General features: G+C 37.8%; 18 protein-coding genes and 1 pseudogene. 7 read left to right on the top strand and 12 right to left on the bottom strand.

All coding sequences use genetic code 11. The annotated features are described in order from the left end of the window. Position 1: 1 nt before the first annotated feature. The 7 genes from LO744_RS12005 to LO744_RS12035 all read right to left on the bottom strand — a co-directional run bounded on the left by LO744_RS12005 (position 2) and on the right by LO744_RS12035 (position 10,725). Entirely contained in the window at positions 2–1,330 is a 1,329-nt protein-coding gene (locus tag LO744_RS12005; RefSeq protein WP_230669574.1) for a hypothetical protein, read from the bottom strand. Between the two features lie 370 nt (positions 1,331–1,700). Continuing rightward, positions 1,701–2,684: a helix-turn-helix transcriptional regulator gene (locus tag LO744_RS12010; RefSeq protein ID WP_230669576.1), complete on the bottom strand. Its 984-nt coding sequence runs from the start codon at positions 2,682–2,684 to the stop codon at positions 1,701–1,703. Positions 2,685–2,838: 154 nt separating this feature from the next. Beyond that, positions 2,839–4,206: an aldehyde dehydrogenase gene (locus tag LO744_RS12015; protein ID WP_230669577.1), complete on the bottom strand. Its 1,368-nt coding sequence runs from the start codon at positions 4,204–4,206 to the stop codon at positions 2,839–2,841. 12 nt (positions 4,207–4,218) lie between these two features. Next, positions 4,219–5,016, bottom strand: a complete 798-nt coding sequence (locus tag LO744_RS12020) for an SDR family oxidoreductase (RefSeq protein WP_230669578.1) — start codon at positions 5,014–5,016, stop codon at positions 4,219–4,221. Positions 5,017–5,114: 98 nt separating this feature from the next. Continuing rightward, positions 5,115–6,461, bottom strand: a complete 1,347-nt coding sequence (locus LO744_RS12025) for a TolC family protein (RefSeq protein WP_230669580.1) — start codon at positions 6,459–6,461, stop codon at positions 5,115–5,117. Positions 6,462–6,508: 47 nt separating this feature from the next. Next, positions 6,509–9,610 (bottom strand): efflux RND transporter permease subunit, encoded by a 3,102-nt coding sequence (locus tag LO744_RS12030; protein WP_230669582.1) that lies wholly within the window; start codon positions 9,608–9,610, stop codon positions 6,509–6,511. A gap of 14 nt (positions 9,611–9,624) precedes the next feature. After that, the gene (locus LO744_RS12035; RefSeq protein ID WP_230669584.1) at positions 9,625–10,725 is read right to left on the bottom strand and encodes an efflux RND transporter periplasmic adaptor subunit; all 1,101 of its coding nucleotides are present in this window, start codon (positions 10,723–10,725) and stop codon (positions 9,625–9,627) included. 119 nt (positions 10,726–10,844) lie between these two features. Between LO744_RS12035 and LO744_RS12040 the strand changes: the two genes are divergently transcribed. Beyond that, the gene (locus LO744_RS12040) at positions 10,845–11,693 is read left to right on the top strand and encodes a helix-turn-helix domain-containing protein (protein ID WP_230669585.1); all 849 of its coding nucleotides are present in this window, start codon (positions 10,845–10,847) and stop codon (positions 11,691–11,693) included. A gap of 304 nt (positions 11,694–11,997) precedes the next feature. Further along, positions 11,998–12,531 (top strand): annotated as a pseudogene (locus LO744_RS12045) (SDR family NAD(P)-dependent oxidoreductase). 118 nt (positions 12,532–12,649) lie between these two features. On the opposite strand, the gene LO744_RS12050 reads toward LO744_RS12045, so the two are convergent. Next, a complete protein-coding gene (locus tag LO744_RS12050) occupies positions 12,650–13,000 on the bottom strand; it encodes a winged helix-turn-helix transcriptional regulator (RefSeq protein ID WP_230669587.1) in 351 nt (116 codons plus the stop codon). Positions 13,001–13,109: 109 nt separating this feature from the next. Between LO744_RS12050 and LO744_RS12055 the strand changes: the two genes are divergently transcribed. Then, positions 13,110–13,979 (top strand): SDR family oxidoreductase, encoded by an 870-nt coding sequence (locus LO744_RS12055; protein WP_230669588.1) that lies wholly within the window; start codon positions 13,110–13,112, stop codon positions 13,977–13,979. 146 nt (positions 13,980–14,125) lie between these two features. On the opposite strand, the gene LO744_RS12060 is transcribed toward LO744_RS12055, so the two are convergent. After that, the gene (locus LO744_RS12060) at positions 14,126–14,503 is read right to left on the bottom strand and encodes an MmcQ/YjbR family DNA-binding protein (protein WP_230669590.1); all 378 of its coding nucleotides are present in this window, start codon (positions 14,501–14,503) and stop codon (positions 14,126–14,128) included. Positions 14,504–14,634: 131 nt separating this feature from the next. Further along, positions 14,635–15,510 (bottom strand): helix-turn-helix domain-containing protein, encoded by an 876-nt coding sequence (locus LO744_RS12065; RefSeq protein ID WP_230669591.1) that lies wholly within the window; start codon positions 15,508–15,510, stop codon positions 14,635–14,637. A 139-nt stretch (positions 15,511–15,649) separates the two neighbouring features. Between LO744_RS12065 and LO744_RS12070 the strand changes: the two genes are divergently transcribed. The 4 genes from LO744_RS12070 to LO744_RS12085 all read left to right on the top strand — a co-directional run bounded on the left by LO744_RS12070 (position 15,650) and on the right by LO744_RS12085 (position 18,707). Next, on the top strand, positions 15,650–16,111 hold the full coding sequence (locus LO744_RS12070; protein WP_230669592.1) for a DUF4440 domain-containing protein: 462 nt from the start codon (positions 15,650–15,652) through the stop codon (positions 16,109–16,111). 284 nt (positions 16,112–16,395) lie between these two features. Continuing rightward, on the top strand, positions 16,396–16,767 hold the full coding sequence (locus tag LO744_RS12075) for an MmcQ/YjbR family DNA-binding protein (RefSeq protein ID WP_230669593.1): 372 nt from the start codon (positions 16,396–16,398) through the stop codon (positions 16,765–16,767). Beyond that, a complete protein-coding gene (locus LO744_RS12080) occupies positions 16,767–17,498 on the top strand; it encodes a DUF5131 family protein (RefSeq protein ID WP_230669595.1) in 732 nt (243 codons plus the stop codon). The genes LO744_RS12075 and LO744_RS12080 overlap by 1 nt, the downstream gene beginning before the upstream one ends. Positions 17,499–17,669: 171 nt before the next feature. Further along, the gene (locus LO744_RS12085; protein WP_230669597.1) at positions 17,670–18,707 is read left to right on the top strand and encodes an NAD(P)-dependent alcohol dehydrogenase; all 1,038 of its coding nucleotides are present in this window, start codon (positions 17,670–17,672) and stop codon (positions 18,705–18,707) included. A 117-nt stretch (positions 18,708–18,824) separates the two neighbouring features. On the opposite strand, the gene LO744_RS12090 is transcribed toward LO744_RS12085, so the two are convergent. Continuing rightward, a complete protein-coding gene (locus LO744_RS12090) occupies positions 18,825–19,733 on the bottom strand; it encodes a helix-turn-helix domain-containing protein (RefSeq protein WP_230669599.1) in 909 nt (302 codons plus the stop codon). A gap of 49 nt (positions 19,734–19,782) precedes the next feature. Next, positions 19,783–20,793: an aldo/keto reductase gene (locus tag LO744_RS12095; protein WP_230669600.1), complete on the bottom strand. Its 1,011-nt coding sequence runs from the start codon at positions 20,791–20,793 to the stop codon at positions 19,783–19,785. Positions 20,794–20,897 lie beyond the last annotated feature (104 nt).

Raw genomic sequence — 20,897 nt, forward strand, 5'->3', positions numbered from 1 at the left:
ACTAAGGTGCTGTAATTTGTCTCAAATTAAAAAATACACGTGTTGACGTACAGGTTCCTGAAGGACATGTCACAGCGGTTGCTTGCGCTGAAGGTGTAGATGATCCCATCATAAACTCCATCGTATAAAATACTTTTGACCCTGCAGTATCAAAATCTGTCCAATGGTATAACCTGTATTCCGGTATCGACGAAGCGTACACTCCTGGATCACCCCAGTTAGGGAAATTACTTGCATTTTGTGCCAATGCAGTCTGTAGGCTGGAAACATTTACATTGGATCCCGCCCATATATTCTTCGGATACCTAACTTGATTTCCAGAGGTAGTAGCTCCTCCTCCCCACATATACGTCGTATTTTGTATGATATCCCGTGTTGTAGGATCTGATGCTGAACCATTGTACCGAAGTTGTAGATTAACATCTGAAAAGTCAGTATTAGTAGGTAAAAAACAGCGCACAGACCATTTTCCATCAGGTGTATTACCGACAAGGTGATAGCCACTTCTTCCGTTTTCACTCGTTAATGTTAAGGATCCCAGAAAAGCAATATTCTTGATATCAGCTCCTTTTTGATTTGTGATCATCGTTGTACATTCCTGTCCTGATGCCAAAAATGGAACTGCTGCTTGATTTAGAGTAATTGCAAAATCATTATTTGTATCCGGAGTTCCTGTCACAGAAAAAACCAATTCTCCTTCCCCGTATTCCAATTTTCCAGATCTTAAAGCAATGGTCAGACCATGGATATTAATTGGCCCCCCAGTCTGATAAGAACCTCCATTTCCGCCCGTATAAGGTACTCGTAAATTACCTGTATAGGGAATACCATTTGCATAACCGGATGGAGATAAGGTTGCTGAGGCGCAAACCAGTCCATCAAAGGTGGGCGTAATTGATGTTGAACTATCAAAAACCCGCCATTCTGAGCCATCCCAAAAATAATACCCCTTGCTTAATGCTGTACCAGTATTGTAGACCAACAGACCTTGAGGCTGATTGCTCAGGTTGTTATCACCATCGGCATTGAGGTCGTAAATATTTGAAATGAGGTTTACACGCGGAGCTAAAATTCCTTTATTAGAGGAAGCGATATCCAACATTGCATAATTATCTGGAACAGTTCCGATTCCGGTTGCACCTGTATTTTTTACGATAAAATCGTCGGTCATTTGCAAATTCGTTGGTACTCCGGTGATCGGATTAGTTGTGTTTGTACTGGACTTTCCGTCAATATTGAAAATCCCCTGTGGATTTTGAGTATTGACACCAACCTGTGCCAGGCTATACAATGAGGCAAGAACTGCGCCTGCCAGAAATATTTTTTTCATTTTGTTTAGTTTTAAAATAGGTCAACCAATGAAAAATTCAAATAGATAAGGTGGACCAATTGGTTATTAATCTTGCGTTATTTTATGTTCAGGGAATCAGTTTACTCTGGTGGACCTCGTAAAAAAGAAAACTTATCAAATATCGATCGTACGAAATCTAGAACAGTTTCAAACTGACCTTCAAAAAAAGTATATGCCTTTTGTAAATGTAATCTCTGCTCTCTCATCTGTATGCTTTGAGATATCCTTAATCTGATGATCAAGTAACCTCATATGCAAAAAGACAATAAATCTGAATAAAGCCTAGTATTAAACAGACCTCAGATACCCTCACATGGAAAAGTAAGGTGTAAAACAAAGCTTGGGAATGCTAAATTCCAGAGAACCAAACCCTGGAATCTCTATCAGGGGCAATATTAAATTTTTTTCGCAATCGATATATTTTTCCCTCCACAGATTTTATAGATGAATTATTATAAATAGCAATCTGTTTTGAAGTAAAGCCCATTTTTAAGAGCGCGCATATCTTTAAATCAGACAACATCAGCTGATTTGGACTTAAAGATCGGAGATGGTAGAAAAAATCAGGAAAATAGCTCTCAAATTTTTCGATGAAAACCTGATCGTTAATCTGAATTAAATCTAGAAGTTCTTTTAATGCCTCTTCAGTAAATACATTTTTATTCATCATTTTTTTTAGCCGCTTAACCTCATTGTTTAAATTCGCAATTTCCTCCCCTTTGTCCATCCGTGCAGAAATAAAATAATAATCCTGTATTTTTTGCTGAAAGAAGTACGAATTAACAGCTAAAAGCAACAAAATACAAGTCATATTAAGAACTAACAGCGTTTTCCTATATTCGATATTCTTATTATTGACTTCGATAAAATCAAGATGACCAGTAGCGAATAGATAAAGGTTAGCCAAAATAAATAGCAGTAGTACTGTTATAAACTTTTTATGTGCCTTCCAGGAAAAAAATATATACAGTGCCGAAATCAATGGAATATAAAACACAAAAACACCGCTTTCAATAGCACAGTACGAAGAATAGTAGGTCACAATTACCGTCAGCAAGATAAAGACAAACGATATGACATATTTATTTTCCCTGAGCTTAACTAGAAAAAAGAAGGAAAGGCAAAAGAACACTGAAATGGCTAAAAGCACAACGCTGTCAACAGATAAACCTAAAAAAAGAACATTAAATACAGTATGAAAAAAGAACATAACAGATAATATTGATATGTATTGATTAAGTAAGATTTTAAGATCTTTCGTATCAGGTTCCGTTATATCTTCATTGATTCTCCAATAGGAGATGAAATCATATAATTCTTCAAAAATATTCATTCTTATAAGGTTTTAATGTAAGACGAGATAAAAAAGGTAATAACAAGACGTTCCTTACATCAATAATGTCCGATGCTATTTTGACATATAGTACCGGACATAAAAGCAAATAAAATTCAACGTACTTATTCTTGTCTTGCAAAGACTATTTGGTCTAACCTAACAGCTTTTTGATAAGCTTTAGGCGCAGCGGTGTATGTGGGTAATACTTCAGATTAAATTCAATCCAAGTAGGCTTATCCAAGATGCTTTTATAATGTGTAAAAGCCCGAAAACCTGCATCACCATGGTAGGAACCCATACCACTTTCCCTAACTCCTCCAAATGGTAGCCGTGGATTAGTAATATGCATCACTCCATCGTTAACGGCTCCTCCGCCAAATGATATACTTTTTAATATGCGCTCTTTTATGTGCTTATCTTCCGTATAGATATAGCAAGATAACGGACGTGGCCCCTGTTTCACTTTTGAAATAACATCGGCCAGATCAGAATATTCAATCACAGGAAGAATAGGTCCAAAAATCTCCTCCAACATTACCTTATCGCTGAAATTTACATTAGTCATTACAGTAGGTTCAATGAATCGGCTCTGCTTATCGACCTTACCCCCATAATAAACTTTATTATGGTCAATCAATCCTTCTAGTCTCTCAAAATTTCGCTCATTAATGATCTGTACGTAGGTACCCTGTTCAAAACTGAAATCAATGGATTTAATTTCAGCAATCAGTGCATCAAGAAACTGCTGTTTCACCGAACTATGAACCAGAACGTAGTCCGGGGCGATACATGTTTGGCCGGAGTTAAGAAATTTTGACCAGACCAGACGTTTGGCTGGCATTTTCATCCTGGCACTTTCGGTTATAAAGGCCGGGCTTTTTCCACCAAGCTCTAAAGTTACCGGTGTAAGGTTTTTGGCAGCAGCCTGATAAACAATTCTTCCAACAGGAACACTCCCTGTGAAAAAGATCTTATCAAAATTCTGTTCCAGTAAATTGGTAGTTTCCCTGATTCCACCCTCCACGACCGCAATATAGCAAGGGTCAAAATGCGCAGATATAATTTTCGCCATAATCCTACTGGTATTCGATGGTAACTCACTTGGTTTTAATATTACTGTGCAACCGGCGGCAATAGCGGGAATGATTGGAGCCAATGATAATTGATAAGGGTAATTCCAGGCCCCGATAACTAAGGAAACTCCTAATGGTTCAGGAATGATATAGCTTTTTGCAGGGAAATTCACCAAATTTGTCCTCACTTTTTTGACCTTTGTCCAACGTTTCATTTTGCTGATAGCCTCGTCAATGTCACTGTAGAGTAATGCAAGCTCGTTCGTGTAGGTGTCAAAGGGTGACTTTTTAAAATCCAGTGCTATAGCCGCTATCATTTCACTTTCACTCTCCTTAAGGGCTGAGCGAAGTATCTTAAGTTGCTCTATCCTAAACGCAATCGGTTTTGTGGCATCGCTAAGGAAGTATCTTCTTTGATCTTCTACTATTTTGGCTATGTAATCCATAATATAAATTATTTAGTGTCCTTTGAAATGATCCATTGTTTTGTAAATCCCCATCACATTTCCAACGAACCAGTCGAAGAACCAGATAGGGAAAATCCCCTGGAAAAACCTCACAAAATGAATGCTCCAGGGCATACTGGCAATTGGTTTACGACGTTCAATACTTCGAACTATTTTTTTTGCAACATTTTCAGGTTCCAAAATAGGCACGATAGAACGTATTCCATCAAACATGCCAGTATTAATATAATAAGGTGTGACTGTTGTCACTCCAATATTCTTTTTAAGTTGTTTCATTTCCAAACGAATGCTGTCAGACCAGCCCAGTACCGACCATTTGCTAGCGGCGTAAACAGACATTCTGGGGTTTGAAATCAAACCGGCTGAGGAAGCTACATTGCAAATATATCCGGAATTCTGGGCCATCATATCCGTCAAGAATAACTTTGTTATGTACATAGGCGCATTTGCATTAATATCCATACTACGCTGGATATCTGCGTCAGTATGTTCATGGAAGAATTTTCCCACGACAATTCCAGCATTATTGATCAGAACATCAACGATGCCGTGCTTCTCTTTCACATTTGCAAATGCAGCCTTAAGACCCTCAAAGTCTGCAACATTGACCTGGTAACCCTGAATGGGCCCCAATGTAGACAGTTCACTTACCGTCTCATCAATCTTAACCTGATTGATATCCCAAATGATCACCTTTGCTCCTTTTTGAAGAAAGATCCGGCTCATTATTTTGCCTATGCCTGCTGCACCACCGGTGATCAGTACATTTTTGTTTTTAAAATTTTCCATTTTTTCAGATTTTAAATATTTTATTGATGCACCTTAGACGGATTAACCGCAAAGTTTGGTAATCGATATTTTTCTAATGCACTGTTGCTTTGCCATGATTATCTTCCAGTAACCTGCAGATAATTGGTTACCGCAGTTTTATAAGTAGTTTTCGCTTCAGTAAGTTTGTCTTCGGTATCGGATTTTAATGCTCTGGCTTCAAGAAGATCAGACAATTGAATAAGACCATTTCGGTAACTGTCCTGATTCACCCGTAAATTCTCATTAGCCTGCTCCAGCGTTTCCTGAATGAGTGTGATCTTCTCATCTGTTTCTTTAAGGTCGGTCCAGGCTTTCTCCATTTGTAGATTAAGTAAACCTTTAGAATCATTTAGTGTATTAATCGTTATATTTTCCCGGATTTCCATCTCGTTAAGCTTATGCTTGCCACCCCACCAGTCAGAAATAGGAATAGAAACAGTCGCGTAGAGCATACCGTTGAATGCACCGTTCTGACCTTTTTCGAATTGGTTCATATAATAACCTGACAGGCCTACGCCTAATGTCGGCATATACTCGCTTTTAGCTATTTTAGTTAATAAATGAGAAGCTTCGACAGAATTTTCAAGTAATTGGTATTCGGCTCTTGTGCTCATGACATTCTCGTTTGAAACAAAATAAGTCTGTGGGTCTGAAAAATTGTCAAGTTCGTTTTCCACACGTATAGTCGGGTCATAAGGAATTCCGATTGTTTGACATAACTGCATAAGTGCAAGCTTCTTTCCATTGGTCAGCTGCGTTTGGTTTACCTTAAGTTCACTTTGCTTAATCGTTACTTTTAGGAGATCATTTCTGATAATCACACCATTTTGGTATGCCGTGCTGACCTGCCGATAAAGTGTATCCAGAAACTTAACATAGTTGTCTAGCGATTTCTGCTTCTCTTCCAAGGCAACGATCTGCCAATATTCCCGCTCTGTTTTGAGCAAAATTTCATTTTGAACCACCTTTTGCTGTTTTTCCTTTACTGTAAGGTTAAGGTCCGCCAGCTTATTCCCATTCTTAATTTTTCCACCAGCATACACAGGCTGTAAAACGTTCAGATAGCCCAAACCCACCTGATTGAATAATCCCAGCTCAGTGCCCGGCATATAAGCAAATTGATTTGCCGTCGGCAGATTGGCCGGATTGCCATCATACACCGGAAGATTCCCCCCTTGTATCTGCATTTTTAATAAAGGATCAATAGCCTGCATTCCTGTGGCGGAAGCACTTATCTTTGGAAAGTACTTTGTATATACTTCACTTTTGGTTTCTCGCGCAGCGTCTATTTCCAATGCGCTATTTTTTGTCTTACCATTGTTTTCCAGCGCCAGCGACTTACTATGCATCAGGGTGAGTCGCTGCTGTGCATAGCTAGATATGCCTAGTAACATGGCCGTGATGATCATTATACTTTTTCTCATTTTTTTTGTTGTGAAATTTTTTGTTTACCTAAACTTTTGTAGCTTCCTTAGACCGTTTTTCGAACTTTATCTTCACTGCCTTTATAAGCTAACCAATAGATCAACGGCAACATAGTCAGGATAAAAAACATCGAAATCAATGTTCCAAAACAGATGACCGTACCCATTGGCGCCCATAACGGACTTTTACTGATAATCATTGGGATTACACCCATCGATGCTGCCAGGGATGTAAGTAATATGGGACGCATTCGGCGTTCTCCGGCATGCAGACAGGCCTCCCTTAAAGGCATACCGTGTTTATGTCTCAGTTCCTCAATATAATCGTACATAATGATCCCATTACGAACAATAATACCGATAAGACTAACCAGTCCCAAGACAGCCGTTATGCTAAATTCCATATCCATAATCCACAATCCTAAGGCAGCTCCTAGGAAGCTGAAGGTGGTAGATGCAAGGACAAGCCCTGCCAAACCTGGATTTTTAAAATGGAATACGAGGATAAAGAATATAATGGCGATGGATATCACAAGACCACGGATTATTTTAGGTAATGTTTCATCTGTATTTTCTTTAACCCCACCATAGGAAACTGTCACCTTGTGGTCTTTGATGTCTTTTGATAAATTACTTACAATACTTTCTACTTTTGCTTGTACAGGTGCAATAACATTTCCACGTTTAAGATCTATGAGTACGGAAAGGGTGCGTACACCATTTCGGCGAACAATTTGACCTTCTTGCCAGCCAGTACTGACCTTAGCAATCTGGCGCAATGGTACTGCGGGCGCAAAAAGACCGGATACATATTCGTTTTCAACATCAGCAGCAACTGGATCCTTAAGCTCCCACTGAGATTTAAGTACGACAGGCAGCTTGTAATCATTTTCCCAGACTGAAGTAACAGGAAGTCCTCCGAATCGGGAAGCCAATGCGACGCCCAGAAGTCCTTCAGTTACACCGAGCCTATTAGACTCTATTGGATCTAGTGCCACACGGACATCTGGCAATGGTTCTTCATAGTTGGTATAAACCCTCAACGGTTCATCCAATTGAGCGACTTGTGAACGTATTTTTTCGGATACAGCCTTCAGATCACTGATACTGTCGCTTGTCAGTCGCACTTCAATATCCGCATCCACACCAGCTTGATAATCCAATTGTTTGAACTTAACAAATGCATTTGGATAGTGATAGGCATATTTCTCTGTATACTCGTTCAATATTTCTTCTGTTGCTTCGTTTGATTCTGTATTGACTATGAACTGTGCAAAGTTTGATCCTCCTATTTTTGGTGCATAAGTCGTCTGAAAGCGTGGTGAACCACTTCCAACGAATGTTGTGATCGATTTGACACGTTTATCCTTTTCTAGTATTCCAGCCATATCTTTCGCAACAGCAGCGGTTTGTGGAAGGGAGTTTCCCTGCGGAAGAAATATTTCCACCGAAAACTGATTACGTTCTGCAATGGGCATCAGCTTAATAGGTATTTTAAGGAATAACAAAATGCCCAAGACCACCGAAAGCACACCGAACAAGAATGACGTTCTTGGAAAGCGAAGCACCGATTGTAAAATATGGTCATAGCCATACTGTACATAATCCAAAAATGATTTTTTGCGGGGTTTACCAGCGTCTTCTTTGAAATGTAACCCCTTTTTGATAATCAGATACTGTAAATACGGAACAAAAAGAACTGCAACTGCTAATGAAACACTAAGGGTGATCAGTATAGTCCACGGAAAGGCCTTAACAAAATCATATAATTGTCCTGAGAATGTCAGCAGAAATGGAAAAAAAGTAAGTCCGATGGCTAATGTAGCCGAAAAGATGGCCTTAAAATATTCCTGGGCACTGGCAACTGCAGCATCCCAATGGGGAACGCCCTCATCCAGCATTTCAAGATAACTGTCCACGATCACGATCGAATTATCTACAATCATTCCCAGCACCACAATAAGAGCGGCAAGAGTAACTGTATTCAGCTCTATACCAAAGGCAAACATTAGGGTCAGGGAGATAAAAATCGTGACCGGAATTGTGGACGCTGCAACACCAGCGACGCGAATTGGCATCAATGCCATTACCACAAGAACTACGGCAGCAATTGCAATGGCCAATTCATGAAGGAACGAACTTATCGAAGCATCGACAACTTTGGGCTGGTCAGCTATACGGAAAATCTTCACATCATCCGGAAGCGTTTTTTCAAAATTGTTGATTACTTCATCAACTTCTTTACCATACTGTACAATATTGTAGCCCTGACGCATCTCCGTGGAAAGAATTAGACATTTTTTTCCATTGTTGATAGTATAAGTAGATGGTTTTGGGTATTCTCTGACCACACGACCCACATCTTTCAGGCGGATATGATTCCCTTGGGGATCGGAGTAAATAACCTGCTCTTCGAGATCTTTCTCGGAGGAAAATGGTCGAGTGATATGTATCGGTACCACCATTTCATCATTATCGATCGCACCGGAAGGACCCACCATGCCTTTTGTAAGCAATACTTGATATAGACCATACAGATTGATGCCATAACTTGCTATTTTTTCCTTGTCGATATAAACGCTCAGCTGTTCATTCTGCTCGCCAAAACGACGCAGATTAGAAACAGATTCAATTGAGCGCAGACGTCCTTCGAGCGTTTCCATGTACTCCTTGAGCTGACGATAGGTCTTCGTATCGGATTCCAGAGAAACAAGTAGTGCTGAGGTATCTCCAAAATCATCGTTGGCAATCAATGCCACCACACCAGGAGGAAGTTTCATTTTAAAGGTGGACAGACCATGCTTGATTTTTGACCAGACCTCATCCTTATCCACCACATCATCGTTAAGCTCAACCAATAAGTACACAATTCCATCTTTTGACTGAGAATAGGTCTTTGACTTCTTTACTTCTTTGTAAGTGAACAGGAACTGTTCCAATGGTTTGGATACTTGTTCTTCAATTTCAGCCGAGGTGGCCCCAGGATAAACTGCAGCTACAATACCCTGACGGATTGTAAATGCAGGGAATTCTTGCTTTGGCATTTCGCGTAAGGCGAAAACACCACAGATTACCAGTATTCCGATCAATAATAAAACGATCTTATTGTATTTCATAGCCGTGGCTATGGCTCCTTTTTGTTCTTTCATCTGAAAATGGGTATTTATTTAATGACCGACACTTTTGTTCCCACACTGATATTCTGGTAACCTGCGGTAATCAACTGCTCACCCTCTTTTAATCCACTGGTAATCGACACTCCATCACCACTGAGTTGCCCTAATTTGACTTCTCGGTATGCGGCTTTTCCTTTATCGTCAACAATCCAGACAAAACGTTTACCCGAAAAATCAATCTGAACAGCTTTGATAGGAACAACAATACTCCCACCTGCTGAATTTTCAGCAGTAACATCAGGATATACTTTACAGACCATCCCCGGCATGATTCGGCTCTCAGGATTGCTGATCCGGACCATCACATCATAGGTATGGGATATGGCATCGGCCGAAACCCCCTTTTCAATAATTTTTCCATTGAAAGCTTCATTATTGAGCGCTGAAATTTTCACCGTACTTAACATACCTGTGTTAATACCTGATATTTCGTTTTCAGGTATCGCCGTTTTTATTTTGACATTAGATACATCAAGAATTTTATATACAGGGGTTCCCGGCATTACATTGGCACCAGGTTCTAAAAACCGATTCCCAACAACACCCGACTGTGGTGCATATAAATTACAATCCTGCAAACTTTTTTTGGCAATAGCCTCGCTGGCCAGCGCCTGTTCCAGTTTGGTACGCACATCGATGAATTGGATTTCGGGAAGGCTTTTATTTTTGTACATCGCTGATAATCTTTTGTAAGCATCCTGAGCCTGATGTAAAGAGGAAACCGAAAGATCATGGGCATATTTTAAAGAAGTGGTATTGAGACGACCCAATAATTGACCCTTCGTTACTTTTTGGCCTTCATTGGCATACAACTGTTCGATGTTTCCAGAAGCCAGAAAACTGATATCAACTGCATTTTCACTCACAACCGTACCGATGTACTCGGTCGGGAATATATTATTGTTTGTGGAGATACGCTGAATATTAACCTGTACATCTTTAATTACTGCAGGCTTCTCCTTGTCTTTACAAGAGCAGAATAAAAACATCGTCGCAAGTACGAAGTATTGTTGATTTGGGTGAAATTTTAACAGTCTCATATTAATAACTAATTTTTCTTTTACAAAAGTCTGAAGAGATAGATACATTTAAGCTATCGATCAGTCGTGATTAATGTTCAATTGGTCGAATTTTTCACTATATTCGTACAACAAACGACAATACAATGAGAAAAATGGGTAATTTTGACTGTGTATCAATAGAAAAAATGACTAAACAGACCGACATTATTGCTGAAACATTCGACTTGGTTGTGTCGAAAAAACCGCATACGGTCAGAGACTATTCCTTTGACCTTCTTTATCCGCATATGGTGGATGGTATTGGCTTCACGTTTTGTACGCGCGGCACCGGAAGAATAAAAATTAACCTTGTTGAATATGATGTAACCAAAGATATGGTTGGTGTATATACCCCCAACTCCGTTATACAGATTCTGGAGCAAAGCGATGACCTGCAGATAGAGCTGTTATTGTTTTCCTTTGATTTGATTTCCGATGTTCCTGTCTGGAAGGAATTGTCGGAAATTGCCCATAAAGCTGAAAAACCAGCTTGTTTCCTGATTGGGGACAAACGTTTTTCAAGTCTGTTAGCCTTTCACAAAATGATTGTTGAACAATATGAAACTCCTGCAATATATCATATGGAAATTGTAAAGAACCTACTTGGTGCAGTAATCTATCAGGTTCTACAATTTTATTCCGAGATGGATGTTGAAAAGAATGCCCAGAACCGATCACGTCATGAAGCAGTGTCCCGTGAGTTTATGACCTTGCTCCATCAGTACTACAAAACGCAGCGCCATGTTCAATTTTATGCTGATAAATTGTACCTCACACCGAAGTACTTTTCCAAGATCATCAAGAATATTACGGGAAAAACCGCCGGGGAATGGATTAATGAAATGGTATTGATGGGTGCAAAGGGAATGCTGAGAAGCTCGGACTTGACTATTGCCCAGATCGCAGATGAACTGAATTTTACAACAGCATCATTCTTTGGTACTTATTTTAAAAAAATGACCGACATGACACCGGCTCAGTACAGGAAAGCCTGAAAACATAACAGATATAATAAAAAAATCTTAATCGCTTCCTGGCCTAAACTTACTTCTGGCTTTTCAGGAGCATAGTTTTAAGATTGAAGATCTGAATAAGATTATTACTCATTAGGTCAATGAAAAAATGGATAAGGAAATTGTAAAAAGGTTTTATAAGTTATATTAAACACCAATCCCAGCTAATATATGCCAATGATCATAAGTGAATTGGACCACCGCAGTGTAGCAACCATATCAACACTCTTGTACCTTATACTAATCTGTTACCTACATCAAACTGGACATCAGCAATTCCGCAGACATAGAAAATGTAAAAGAATACGTTGAAGCCGAACATGGTGTACTGGACATTCTGATCAATAATGCTGCCGTATTTTTAGACAGTACTTGGTTTGGAAACAACACAGAAACGATTCCAAAGCAAACTCTTCGTGATACATTTTGCATCAATTACTTCGGTATTGTTGAGTTGACCCAGGCTTTACTGTCGGCAATCAAAAAAAAGCGATGCCGGATGAATCGTTAATATCGGTAATCCGCTTCTTTTGGAGTACATCTGAATGAATCCCATTGGTTGTATGCCTTAAAACCTTATGCTTACAGTACTTCAAAGACAGCATTGAACCGATTTACCGTTTTTCTGGTCAATGCATTGAGTCAAACCAATGTAAAAGTAAATACGGCAAATCCGGGATGGGTGCAGACCTCCATCGGTTCTGATCAAACACCGTTCACGTCAGAAGTAGGCTCAAAAATGGGTGTAGCATTGGCTTTGATTGATGAAAATGAACCAACGGGAACTTTTTCTCAGTCAGGAGAGATTTTACCTTGGTAACATTCATTAAATCAAAATATTTATTTAAACCTACCCAGATTTATTATATTTGATTTGCCAAAACATTTCATTGTGAAATATCCGAACAAATCAGCTCTAATCTTAAACAAACTAAAGTCTATTTTGACACGACTGCTTTTCGGTGTTCAATTCCCCATTCAATCATTTTATCCAAAACATCAGTAATTAATATTCCTGACTCGGATAACTCATATTCTATTGTCACAGGAAATGAGTCATACACTTTTCGAACAATCATTCCATTCAATTCCAATTCTTTCAGTTCTTTACTCAACATTCTTGGTGTTATCTTCGAGATATTACGCTGTATTTCGGTAAACCGTTTTTTACCAAAATAGAGGGAACCTATAATTGGTAATTTCCACTTTCCGCTAATGACATTCATCGTGTCGTTAATTGACGTCACATATTGAACCGGGCAGACCTTAAAGTCTTTGATACTTTCCATTATTTCTATTCATTAACAAAGTTTATTAATATACTTTAGTATACTACTATACTTTAAGAAGCAAATGTACTATATCTTTGCATCATATTAATTAAAAAATATAGAAAATATGATTTTAGTAACAGGAGCAACTGGAAATTTAGGAGCATCAACAATTAATTATTTATTAAATAAAGGCTATTCTTCAGCCAATATCGTTGCATTGGTAAGAGACGAAGAGAAAGCAGCAGATTTAAAAAATAAAGGAATTACGCTCAGAATTGGTGATTACAGCAATTATGAATCGTTAATAGCAGCATTTAACGGAGTTGAAAAAGTATTATTGGTTTCAGGAACAGACGTTGTACAACGTGGAAACCAACACGAAAATGTTGTAAATGCAGCGAAGGACGCAGGCGTAAAACATATTTTCTACACCAGTTTTGAGCGCAAAAACGATACTGAAACTTCACCAATTGCATTTCTCGGAAAATCACATATCGAAACAGAGAAACTGATTAAAGAAAGTGGATTGACTTACACCATTTTCAAAAACAATCTTTATCTGGATGCCTTACCTATGTTTTTTGGCGAACAAGTCTTAACAACCGGAATATTTTTGCCTGCTGGTGATAAAGGAGGTGCATTTGCTTTGCGCAATGATATGGCAGAAGCTATTGCGAATGTGCTGACAAGCGAAGGTCACGATAACACAGAATATTCTTTAAGTAACACAGAAAATGTAACGGTACAGGAGCTTGCCCAAGACCTGACTGAAATAACAGATAAGGAAATAAACTATGTAAGTCCATCGCAGGAGGTTTATGTAGAAGCACTGACACAGGCTGGTGTTCCAGCAGAATATATAGCAATGTTTTCAGGTTTTGCGGAAGCTATTAAACAAGGTGAATTTGTAGCTGAAACAACAGATTTAGAAAACCTTTTGGGCAGAAAACCTACGACTGCGAAGGAATTTTTAGAACAGGTTTACGGTTCTTAAAAAGGAAATTAGATTACAAATATTTTGCGTTTGGTGGGTTAAGAACAATTTGTTATTTGCTTCAAAAGCCCACCTGAGCGTAAAACATACTATGGGTTAAAAAAATGGTCAAGGATATAGTAATAGAAAATATCAAAGTCTTTATGTCATAGATTCTTTTCGAACTCTTCCCGCTCCTTTTTGGTCAATCCCGCAATGATGAGATCATAGGATTTTTTTACTAAGGATTCAATTGTTTTCTTCGGAACATCTTTTTTGAAATGAACGCTTATCCAATGTTTTTTATTCATATGATAGCCTGGTGTGATTCCTTCGTATTCATCTTGAAGATGTTCAGATTCCTCCGGATCACATTTCAGATCACAAAAATCAAACTTCTCGATATTAACAAAACAAAACCATTTACCCATTACGCTAAAGGTCATAATATCTTTATCATAGTCTGATGTTGTTTTCGCAAAAGGCATTTTTTCCTCAGATCCTTTAAATGACAAACAATAGTCTCTAAATTCTTCAATGTTCATAACAGTAAATTTTTACAGGTTAGTAATGTGGTATTTTCATCGATCTCAAAATTATAATAAATGATAGTCAATAAATATACATAAACAGGGATTAAAGCGTCACTTTTCGGGACTTTTAATGGTATTATTATTTATTTAGCTTCACTGTTTCGGTATTCCTTGGGCGTCATACCAGTGTGTTTGCGAAACATACGAATAAAATAGGATGACGTTTCATAATTGAGTTTACTACTGATCTCTAAAATAGATAAACTTGTATAATGAAGCAAATTCTTAGATTCTTGAATTACCTTATCTGATATATACTTTTTAGCTGTTGATCCTAAGACCTCTTTTGTTATTTTATTCAGATAATTGGTGGTAATAAACAGTTTATCTGCATAAAACTTAAGCTCACGCTGGTGCATAAAATTAGCTTCAACCAGACTTGTGAATGATTCCATATAACGGTCTGTGATAATGCCTTTTTTATGTTCAGCCTTTTCTAAGATCTTCGAATCACAATTTCCCAAGAGACTTAAGACCAGATAGAGTAAAGCTCTCAAAATATCTTTGTTACAGTCATTCTTTTTTAAAATTTCCGATTTTATGGTGTCCAGATATTGTAGCAACATCTCAAAGTCATTTTCATTGGCCGTTACAACCGGTGATGTGCGGTGTATCTGTAGATAACTGAGATTTCTAAGAAAAAATCTATCCTTAAAAAAGGAAAGAAGAAAATTCTCTTCAAAGACCAATGCATAACCCTCAAGTTTGGTATTTTCCTGCCAGCTCCACACCTGCCCTGGAATGGCACATACAATATCTCCCCTTTTGACAGACAGTTTTGAATCGTTAATAACCAATTCTTCATTGCCGGAGACAATAAAAGTTAAATCAAAATAAGATAGGCGATGGGTCGGCTTTTGATCTATAAACTTTTTGAAATCCTGTATCGCTACAACGTCAATTGATAGATTGATACCATACTTATTTCGATAAAAATTAAACTGCGGTATTGATCTCATTTGTTTCTTCTTATAATAGCTCTGTAAAAATAGTGATTAAATAAAAATTTGTCCGCAAAAGTGTCATTTTTCTCCGTGAAATTTTACTGATGGGTGTATACAAGCGACCTATTTTTGCCAAAATAAAATATAGATCATTATGAAAAAAGAAACAAGCAAAGTTTGGCATTACAAAAATGACGAAGAAAAACAAATAGCAGAGCACATCCTTGGTTTGGAGGAATCTGCACTTGAAAAGTGGTTTAAAGGTGATGTGTCAGGCTATGCTCAAATTTGGTCAAAACGCAGCTTTACCTATTTTGATGCTGTGGTGACAGAACGTGTAGATAAATTTGAAGACATGGCATCACTGTTCAATAAGGTTGAAGGAAATTTAAATGCAGAGAGCTATGAGGTTCGTGATCCTAGAGTTCAACTTGGAAAAGATATGGGAGTATTGACCTATCAGCTTTTCGCCAAAACAAACCTAATCGATATGGAATATAATTGCATTGAAGTATTTCAGAAAGAGGAGGATGGAGAATGGTATGCCATCCACTCCACTTGGTCAGTGATACGGCCAATAGATAAAGATTTCAGCGTTTTTAAAGAAATGGTTTAAAATACGTTCTTTATACTTCACAACTTTGCACACTACATCCGTAATATGGATGTAGTGTGCAAACCATTTTTCTGCCCCCCCCTTTTTGTAAGATTTTTTTTACTGATTAGGATTTTTTTTAAAAGATGGGACCAAGAAACAATGCATATCTATATCGCTCAACAAAAATATTATAGGTACGAAAATAAAAGAATGGAGTCAAAAAATCAGAGAAACTTATAATTTGTAACTTTTAAAGTAAGCAAAAAGAAAGCTTATATTTAACCTGTAAACCTATCAGCGTAATGAATGTAGAAGAATTTAGAGATTATTGCCTGTCTTTTAAAGGCGCTCACGAAGGAATGCCTTTTGAAGGTTTTTTTCATAATTCTAGGTCAATACTTGTGATGTATGTTAAAGAGAAGATGTTCTGTTTTTTCGATTTGGATAAGTTCGATAGTTGTACGATAAAATGTGCTGCGGATAAGATAGCGAGTTTAAAAGAAGAGTATAATTCGATTGAAAAACCATTCAATCTAAGTCCAAAATACTGGATAAACGTTGGATTTAATGGCGATGTGTCTGATAAGATACTGAAGTCCCTTATTGCAGATTCATATCAATTGGTAGTTGAGGGTCTTTCCAAAAAGGAACAGGCAGAATTAGAAAAAAATTAATGTCAGTTATCTGGAACCTTTGGCACGGCTGTGTAAAAATCAGTCAAGGCTGTAAAAACTGTTATGTCTTTCGTAGAGATGCACTTTACGGGATAGACAGCAGAAATATTTATAAAACAAAAAGCTATGACCTGCCGATTAAGAAAAAGAGAGACGGAAGTTTTAAGGTGCCTTCAGGGGAACATCTGTGGACTTGCTTTTCATCAGATTTTTTTATAGAAAATGCCGACGAATGGAGAGATAATGCCTGGGCGATGATGAGAATAAGGCAGGATCTGACTTTTTCCATTGCCACCAAAAGGATTGATCGAATCGAGAAGTGTTTACCTGAGGATTGGGGATCTGGCTATGAGAATATTTCTTTGATTTGTTCAGTAGAAAATCAAAAACAGGCAGACATACGTTTGCCTCTATTCAGAAATGTGCTCATTAAAAAAAAATCAATTATTTGCGAACCATTATTAGGGCCTATTGATCTTATGGAGTTCCTTGCCGAAGGTTGGATAGATCAAGTTATTGTTGGCGGAGAATCCGGTGATACAGCACGACCCTGCAACTTTGAATGGGTAGAAGGCATTCGGCAAGCTTGCATTAAAAATAATGTCACTTTTATTTTTAAACAGACAGGTGCTCATTTTATAAAGAATGGCAAAAGCTATCACATAGTCAGAAAACTACAAGCAACTCAAGCCAGAAAGGCAAATCTTAATTTCACGCCACATAAAGATTAACAACAAATCCTCCACAAATGGTAACTATGATCAACTTAAATAGTGGAAAATTACGCATATCAATAAACGTCTGCTAATTCAATATTCCTTTTTTGGACACAAAATCCAGTGATTTGGATAATTTTAGAACAGCCTATTTATTTAAATTTACTTTTTTAAAATCTAAACATAATGGTACAAACAAAAGGATACGCGGCACAAAATGCCAATGAAAAACTTACGCCCTGGAATTTTGAAAGACAAGAGGTTCGCGAAAAAGACGTATTAATAGAAATTTTGTACTGTGGAGTTTGCCATTCAGACCTGCATTGCATCACCAATCATTGGGGAGAAAGTATTTTTCCGTTGGTTCCAGGACACGAAATTGTTGGCAGGGTTCTTAGTACAGGTAATCTGGTCACAAAATTTAAGGTTGGCGATTTGGCTGGCGTTGGAACCGGAATTGATTCTTGCAGGGAATGTGAGGAATGCAAAAGCGGACACGAACAGTTTTGCATAGATGGGGTTCAGACGTATAACAATTTAGACAAAAAAGGAAATCCAACATACGGAGGTTATTCCGACAAAATTGTAGTTGATGCGGATTTTGCTTTCCATATTTCAGAAAAACTTGATCTTGCCGCAGTTGCTCCATTATTATGTGCCGGAATAACCACCTACTCTCCTCTTAAAAAATGGAAAGTAGGTAAAGGTCATAAGCTTGCAGTTGTAGGCTTGGGCGGTCTTGGACATATGGCCGTTAAATTTGGTAAAGCATTGGGTGCTGAAGTAACCGTTATCAGCACATCGCCGTCTAAGGAAGAAGCTGCCAAAGAATTAGGTACGGATCATTTTTTATTATCTAAAGATGAAGAACAAATGAAGTCGGCGTTTCATACTTTTGATTTTATTTTAGACACGGTAGCACAAGATCACGACATTAATCCCTACTTAGGTTTATTGAGAACAGATGGCGTTTATATCAATGTTGGTCTTCCGCCGAAACCTTGGGAAGTTTCATCATTTTCACTGGTTGTGGGAAACAAAACGATGACCGGTTCTGGCGTTGGAGGTTTAAAAGAGGTGCAAGAAATGCTCGATTTTTGTGCCGAAAACAATATTGTTTCAGACATCGAACTGATCGACATTAAAAACGTGAATGAAGCATTTGAAAGAATGGAACGTGGCGATGTACGCTATCGTTTTGTGATTGATATGTCAACTCTTTAGTTCAAAGAAAATAAAAGGAAGAAGCATCAATAGTACTTCTTCCTTTTATCTTTTAAGCTGTTCATCATTGTAATTTTATATCTGATTATTTCCATAACTCAGCGGATAGAGAATCATTTAATTATACGACTGCCTGAATTTCAGTGGCGTAAGCTGTGTTTTATTCTTGAATAGTTTGCTGAACGATTGCGGATATTCAAATCCCAATTGATAGGCGATTTCGCTTATGGATAATTCGGTTGTAGATAAAAATTCTTTCGCTTTTTCCAGAAGTTGGTTTTGAATATGTTGCTGTGTAGTTTGCCCTGTAAGGTTTTTGAGCATATCATTCAAATAATTAGTAGATACAAAAAGCTGATCCGCAAAATAATGAACTGTTGGTAGTCCTGCTGTTACAGCCTTTTCTTCACTATAATATTCTTTTAAAATAGTTTCGAATTTTACGAGCAAATCATTGGATACTTTTTTTCGGGTAATAAACTGACGCGTATAAAACCGGTTGCAGTAACTAAGCAAAAGGTCGATATATCCCACTAAGACATCCTGAGAATGGTTGTCAATTTTGTCTGTAATTTCCCGTTGCAGGCTTTCCATCAAACCGCCAATAATATCGTCTTCTGCTTCCGAAAGATGAAGGGCTTCGTGGGTGGCATAATCAAAAAAACCGTAGTCTTTTATTTTTTTTGCCAGCGGATATCCGTGAAGAAAATCGGGATGAATAACTAGCATCCAGCCATTTACATTGGATGGTGGCGTACCTTCTAAACTGACTTTTTGTTTTGGTGCAAAAAAAGACATTGTGCCATCGTCGAAATCGTAATATTTTTGACCGTATTTAACTTTTCCATCAAAATCTCTTTTCAAAAAAATAGTGTAAAAATTAAATACAATTTCCGTCATTTCTACACCAAATTCAGGGCACACATCTTCCAATCTTACCACACTTATCAAAGGATTGGTGGGCTTTTTTAGGTTCATCGCAGTGTGGTATTCTGAGACGGAATTGAATAGATGTTGATTTTTCATAATGTAAAGTAAAGAAATCGCCAGCAAAAAACTGCCGGCGATCAGAATGTTATAAATTTACTCCTTTCATTGACGCTTCGTCATACCTCGCTCCTGTAACTGTTCCTAACGGAATAATGCTTTCCAATCGGTCTAAATCTTCTTTCGTTAACGAAAAGTTGGCTGCTGCTAGATTCTCTTCAACATATTTTACCCGTTTTGTACCCGGAATTGGGGTATGTCCTTTGGCAACAACCCAAGCAATAGCCAATTGCGCAGAAGAAATGTTTTTTTCGTCTGCTACTTTTTTAATTTCATTCACCAATTCCACATTCTTGAAAAATTGCTCACCTTGATATTTTGGTAACGATTTTCTCCAATCATTTTCGTTAAAATCTTCCGGCTTTTGTATGCTGCCATTTAAAAATCCTCTTCCTACAGGCGAATAAGCAATTAATCCAATACCCAATTCTTCCAATGTAGCCAAAATACCCAATTCTTCAATTTGTCTTTCAAACAATGAGTATTCTGATTGCACTGCGGTAAGTGGGTAAACGCTGTGTGCTTTTCTGATGGTTTCAGAACCAACTTCCGAAAGTCCGATATATTTTACTTTTCCTTCTTTTACCAATTCGCCCATTGCTTCTACGGTCTCTTCAATGGGTGTATTGGTGTCTAATCGATGAAGGTAATACATATCAATATAATCGGTACCCAGATTTTTTAAGGAACGTTCTACCGCTTTTTTTACATAATTTTTACTGCCATTAAATCCGCCAGTAGCTTGTCCATTATCACCAATTTCAAAACCCATTTTAGTGGCAATGATATATTTCTCTCTGTTTCCCTGAATAGCTTTCGCAATGAGCTGTTCGTTGAGAAAAGGACCATAGATATCTGCGGTATCCAAAAAATTACCGCCCAACTCTAATGAACGATGAATGGTAGCAATTGCTTCTTTTTCATCAGCTTTACCGTATATATCAGACCCGAATCCCGTTGTCATACCCATACAACCCAAACCAATTGCAGGAACCACAAGTCCCTGACTTCCTAATTTTACTTCTTTGATGTTACTCATAATATTGTACTTTTATTGATAACAAATTTATAGCGATTTATGTTTAAAAAAGTGTTCAAATCACAGCGTGTTGTATCCAAAAAACATTTTCGGTTAATAGTTGA

The sequence above is a fragment of the Chryseobacterium turcicum genome (assembly GCF_021010565.1).
In the GTDB taxonomy this organism is placed as follows: domain Bacteria; phylum Bacteroidota; class Bacteroidia; order Flavobacteriales; family Weeksellaceae; genus Chryseobacterium; species Chryseobacterium turcicum.

What these genes read in the sequence shown, in the direction of transcription:
- LO744_RS12085 (WP_230669597.1), top strand. Translation starts at nt 17,670, where the DNA reads ATGGTACAAACAAAAGGATACGCGGCACAAAATGCCAATGAAAAACTT.
- LO744_RS12020 (WP_230669578.1), bottom strand. Translation starts at nt 5,016, where the DNA reads ATGGAAAATTTTAAAAACAAAAATGTACTGATCACCGGTGGTGCAGCA.
- LO744_RS12075 (WP_230669593.1), top strand. Translation starts at nt 16,396, where the DNA reads ATGAATGTAGAAGAATTTAGAGATTATTGCCTGTCTTTTAAAGGCGCT.
- LO744_RS12060 (WP_230669590.1), bottom strand. Translation starts at nt 14,503, where the DNA reads ATGAACATTGAAGAATTTAGAGACTATTGTTTGTCATTTAAAGGATCT.
- LO744_RS12040 (WP_230669585.1), top strand. Translation starts at nt 10,845, where the DNA reads ATGACTAAACAGACCGACATTATTGCTGAAACATTCGACTTGGTTGTG.
- LO744_RS12065 (WP_230669591.1), bottom strand. Translation starts at nt 15,510, where the DNA reads ATGAGATCAATACCGCAGTTTAATTTTTATCGAAATAAGTATGGTATC.
- LO744_RS12095 (WP_230669600.1), bottom strand. Translation starts at nt 20,793, where the DNA reads ATGAGTAACATCAAAGAAGTAAAATTAGGAAGTCAGGGACTTGTGGTT.
- LO744_RS12005 (WP_230669574.1), bottom strand. Translation starts at nt 1,330, where the DNA reads ATGAAAAAAATATTTCTGGCAGGCGCAGTTCTTGCCTCATTGTATAGC.
- LO744_RS12055 (WP_230669588.1), top strand. Translation starts at nt 13,110, where the DNA reads ATGATTTTAGTAACAGGAGCAACTGGAAATTTAGGAGCATCAACAATT.
- LO744_RS12090 (WP_230669599.1), bottom strand. Translation starts at nt 19,733, where the DNA reads ATGAAAAATCAACATCTATTCAATTCCGTCTCAGAATACCACACTGCG.
- LO744_RS12025 (WP_230669580.1), bottom strand. Translation starts at nt 6,461, where the DNA reads ATGAGAAAAAGTATAATGATCATCACGGCCATGTTACTAGGCATATCT.
- LO744_RS12050 (WP_230669587.1), bottom strand. Translation starts at nt 13,000, where the DNA reads ATGGAAAGTATCAAAGACTTTAAGGTCTGCCCGGTTCAATATGTGACG.
- LO744_RS12070 (WP_230669592.1), top strand. Translation starts at nt 15,650, where the DNA reads ATGAAAAAAGAAACAAGCAAAGTTTGGCATTACAAAAATGACGAAGAA.
- LO744_RS12030 (WP_230669582.1), bottom strand. Translation starts at nt 9,610, where the DNA reads ATGAAAGAACAAAAAGGAGCCATAGCCACGGCTATGAAATACAATAAG.
- LO744_RS12035 (WP_230669584.1), bottom strand. Translation starts at nt 10,725, where the DNA reads ATGTATCTATCTCTTCAGACTTTTGTAAAAGAAAAATTAGTTATTAAT.
- LO744_RS12015 (WP_230669577.1), bottom strand. Translation starts at nt 4,206, where the DNA reads ATGGATTACATAGCCAAAATAGTAGAAGATCAAAGAAGATACTTCCTT.
- LO744_RS12080 (WP_230669595.1), top strand. Translation starts at nt 16,767, where the DNA reads ATGTCAGTTATCTGGAACCTTTGGCACGGCTGTGTAAAAATCAGTCAA.
- LO744_RS12010 (WP_230669576.1), bottom strand. Translation starts at nt 2,684, where the DNA reads ATGAATATTTTTGAAGAATTATATGATTTCATCTCCTATTGGAGAATC.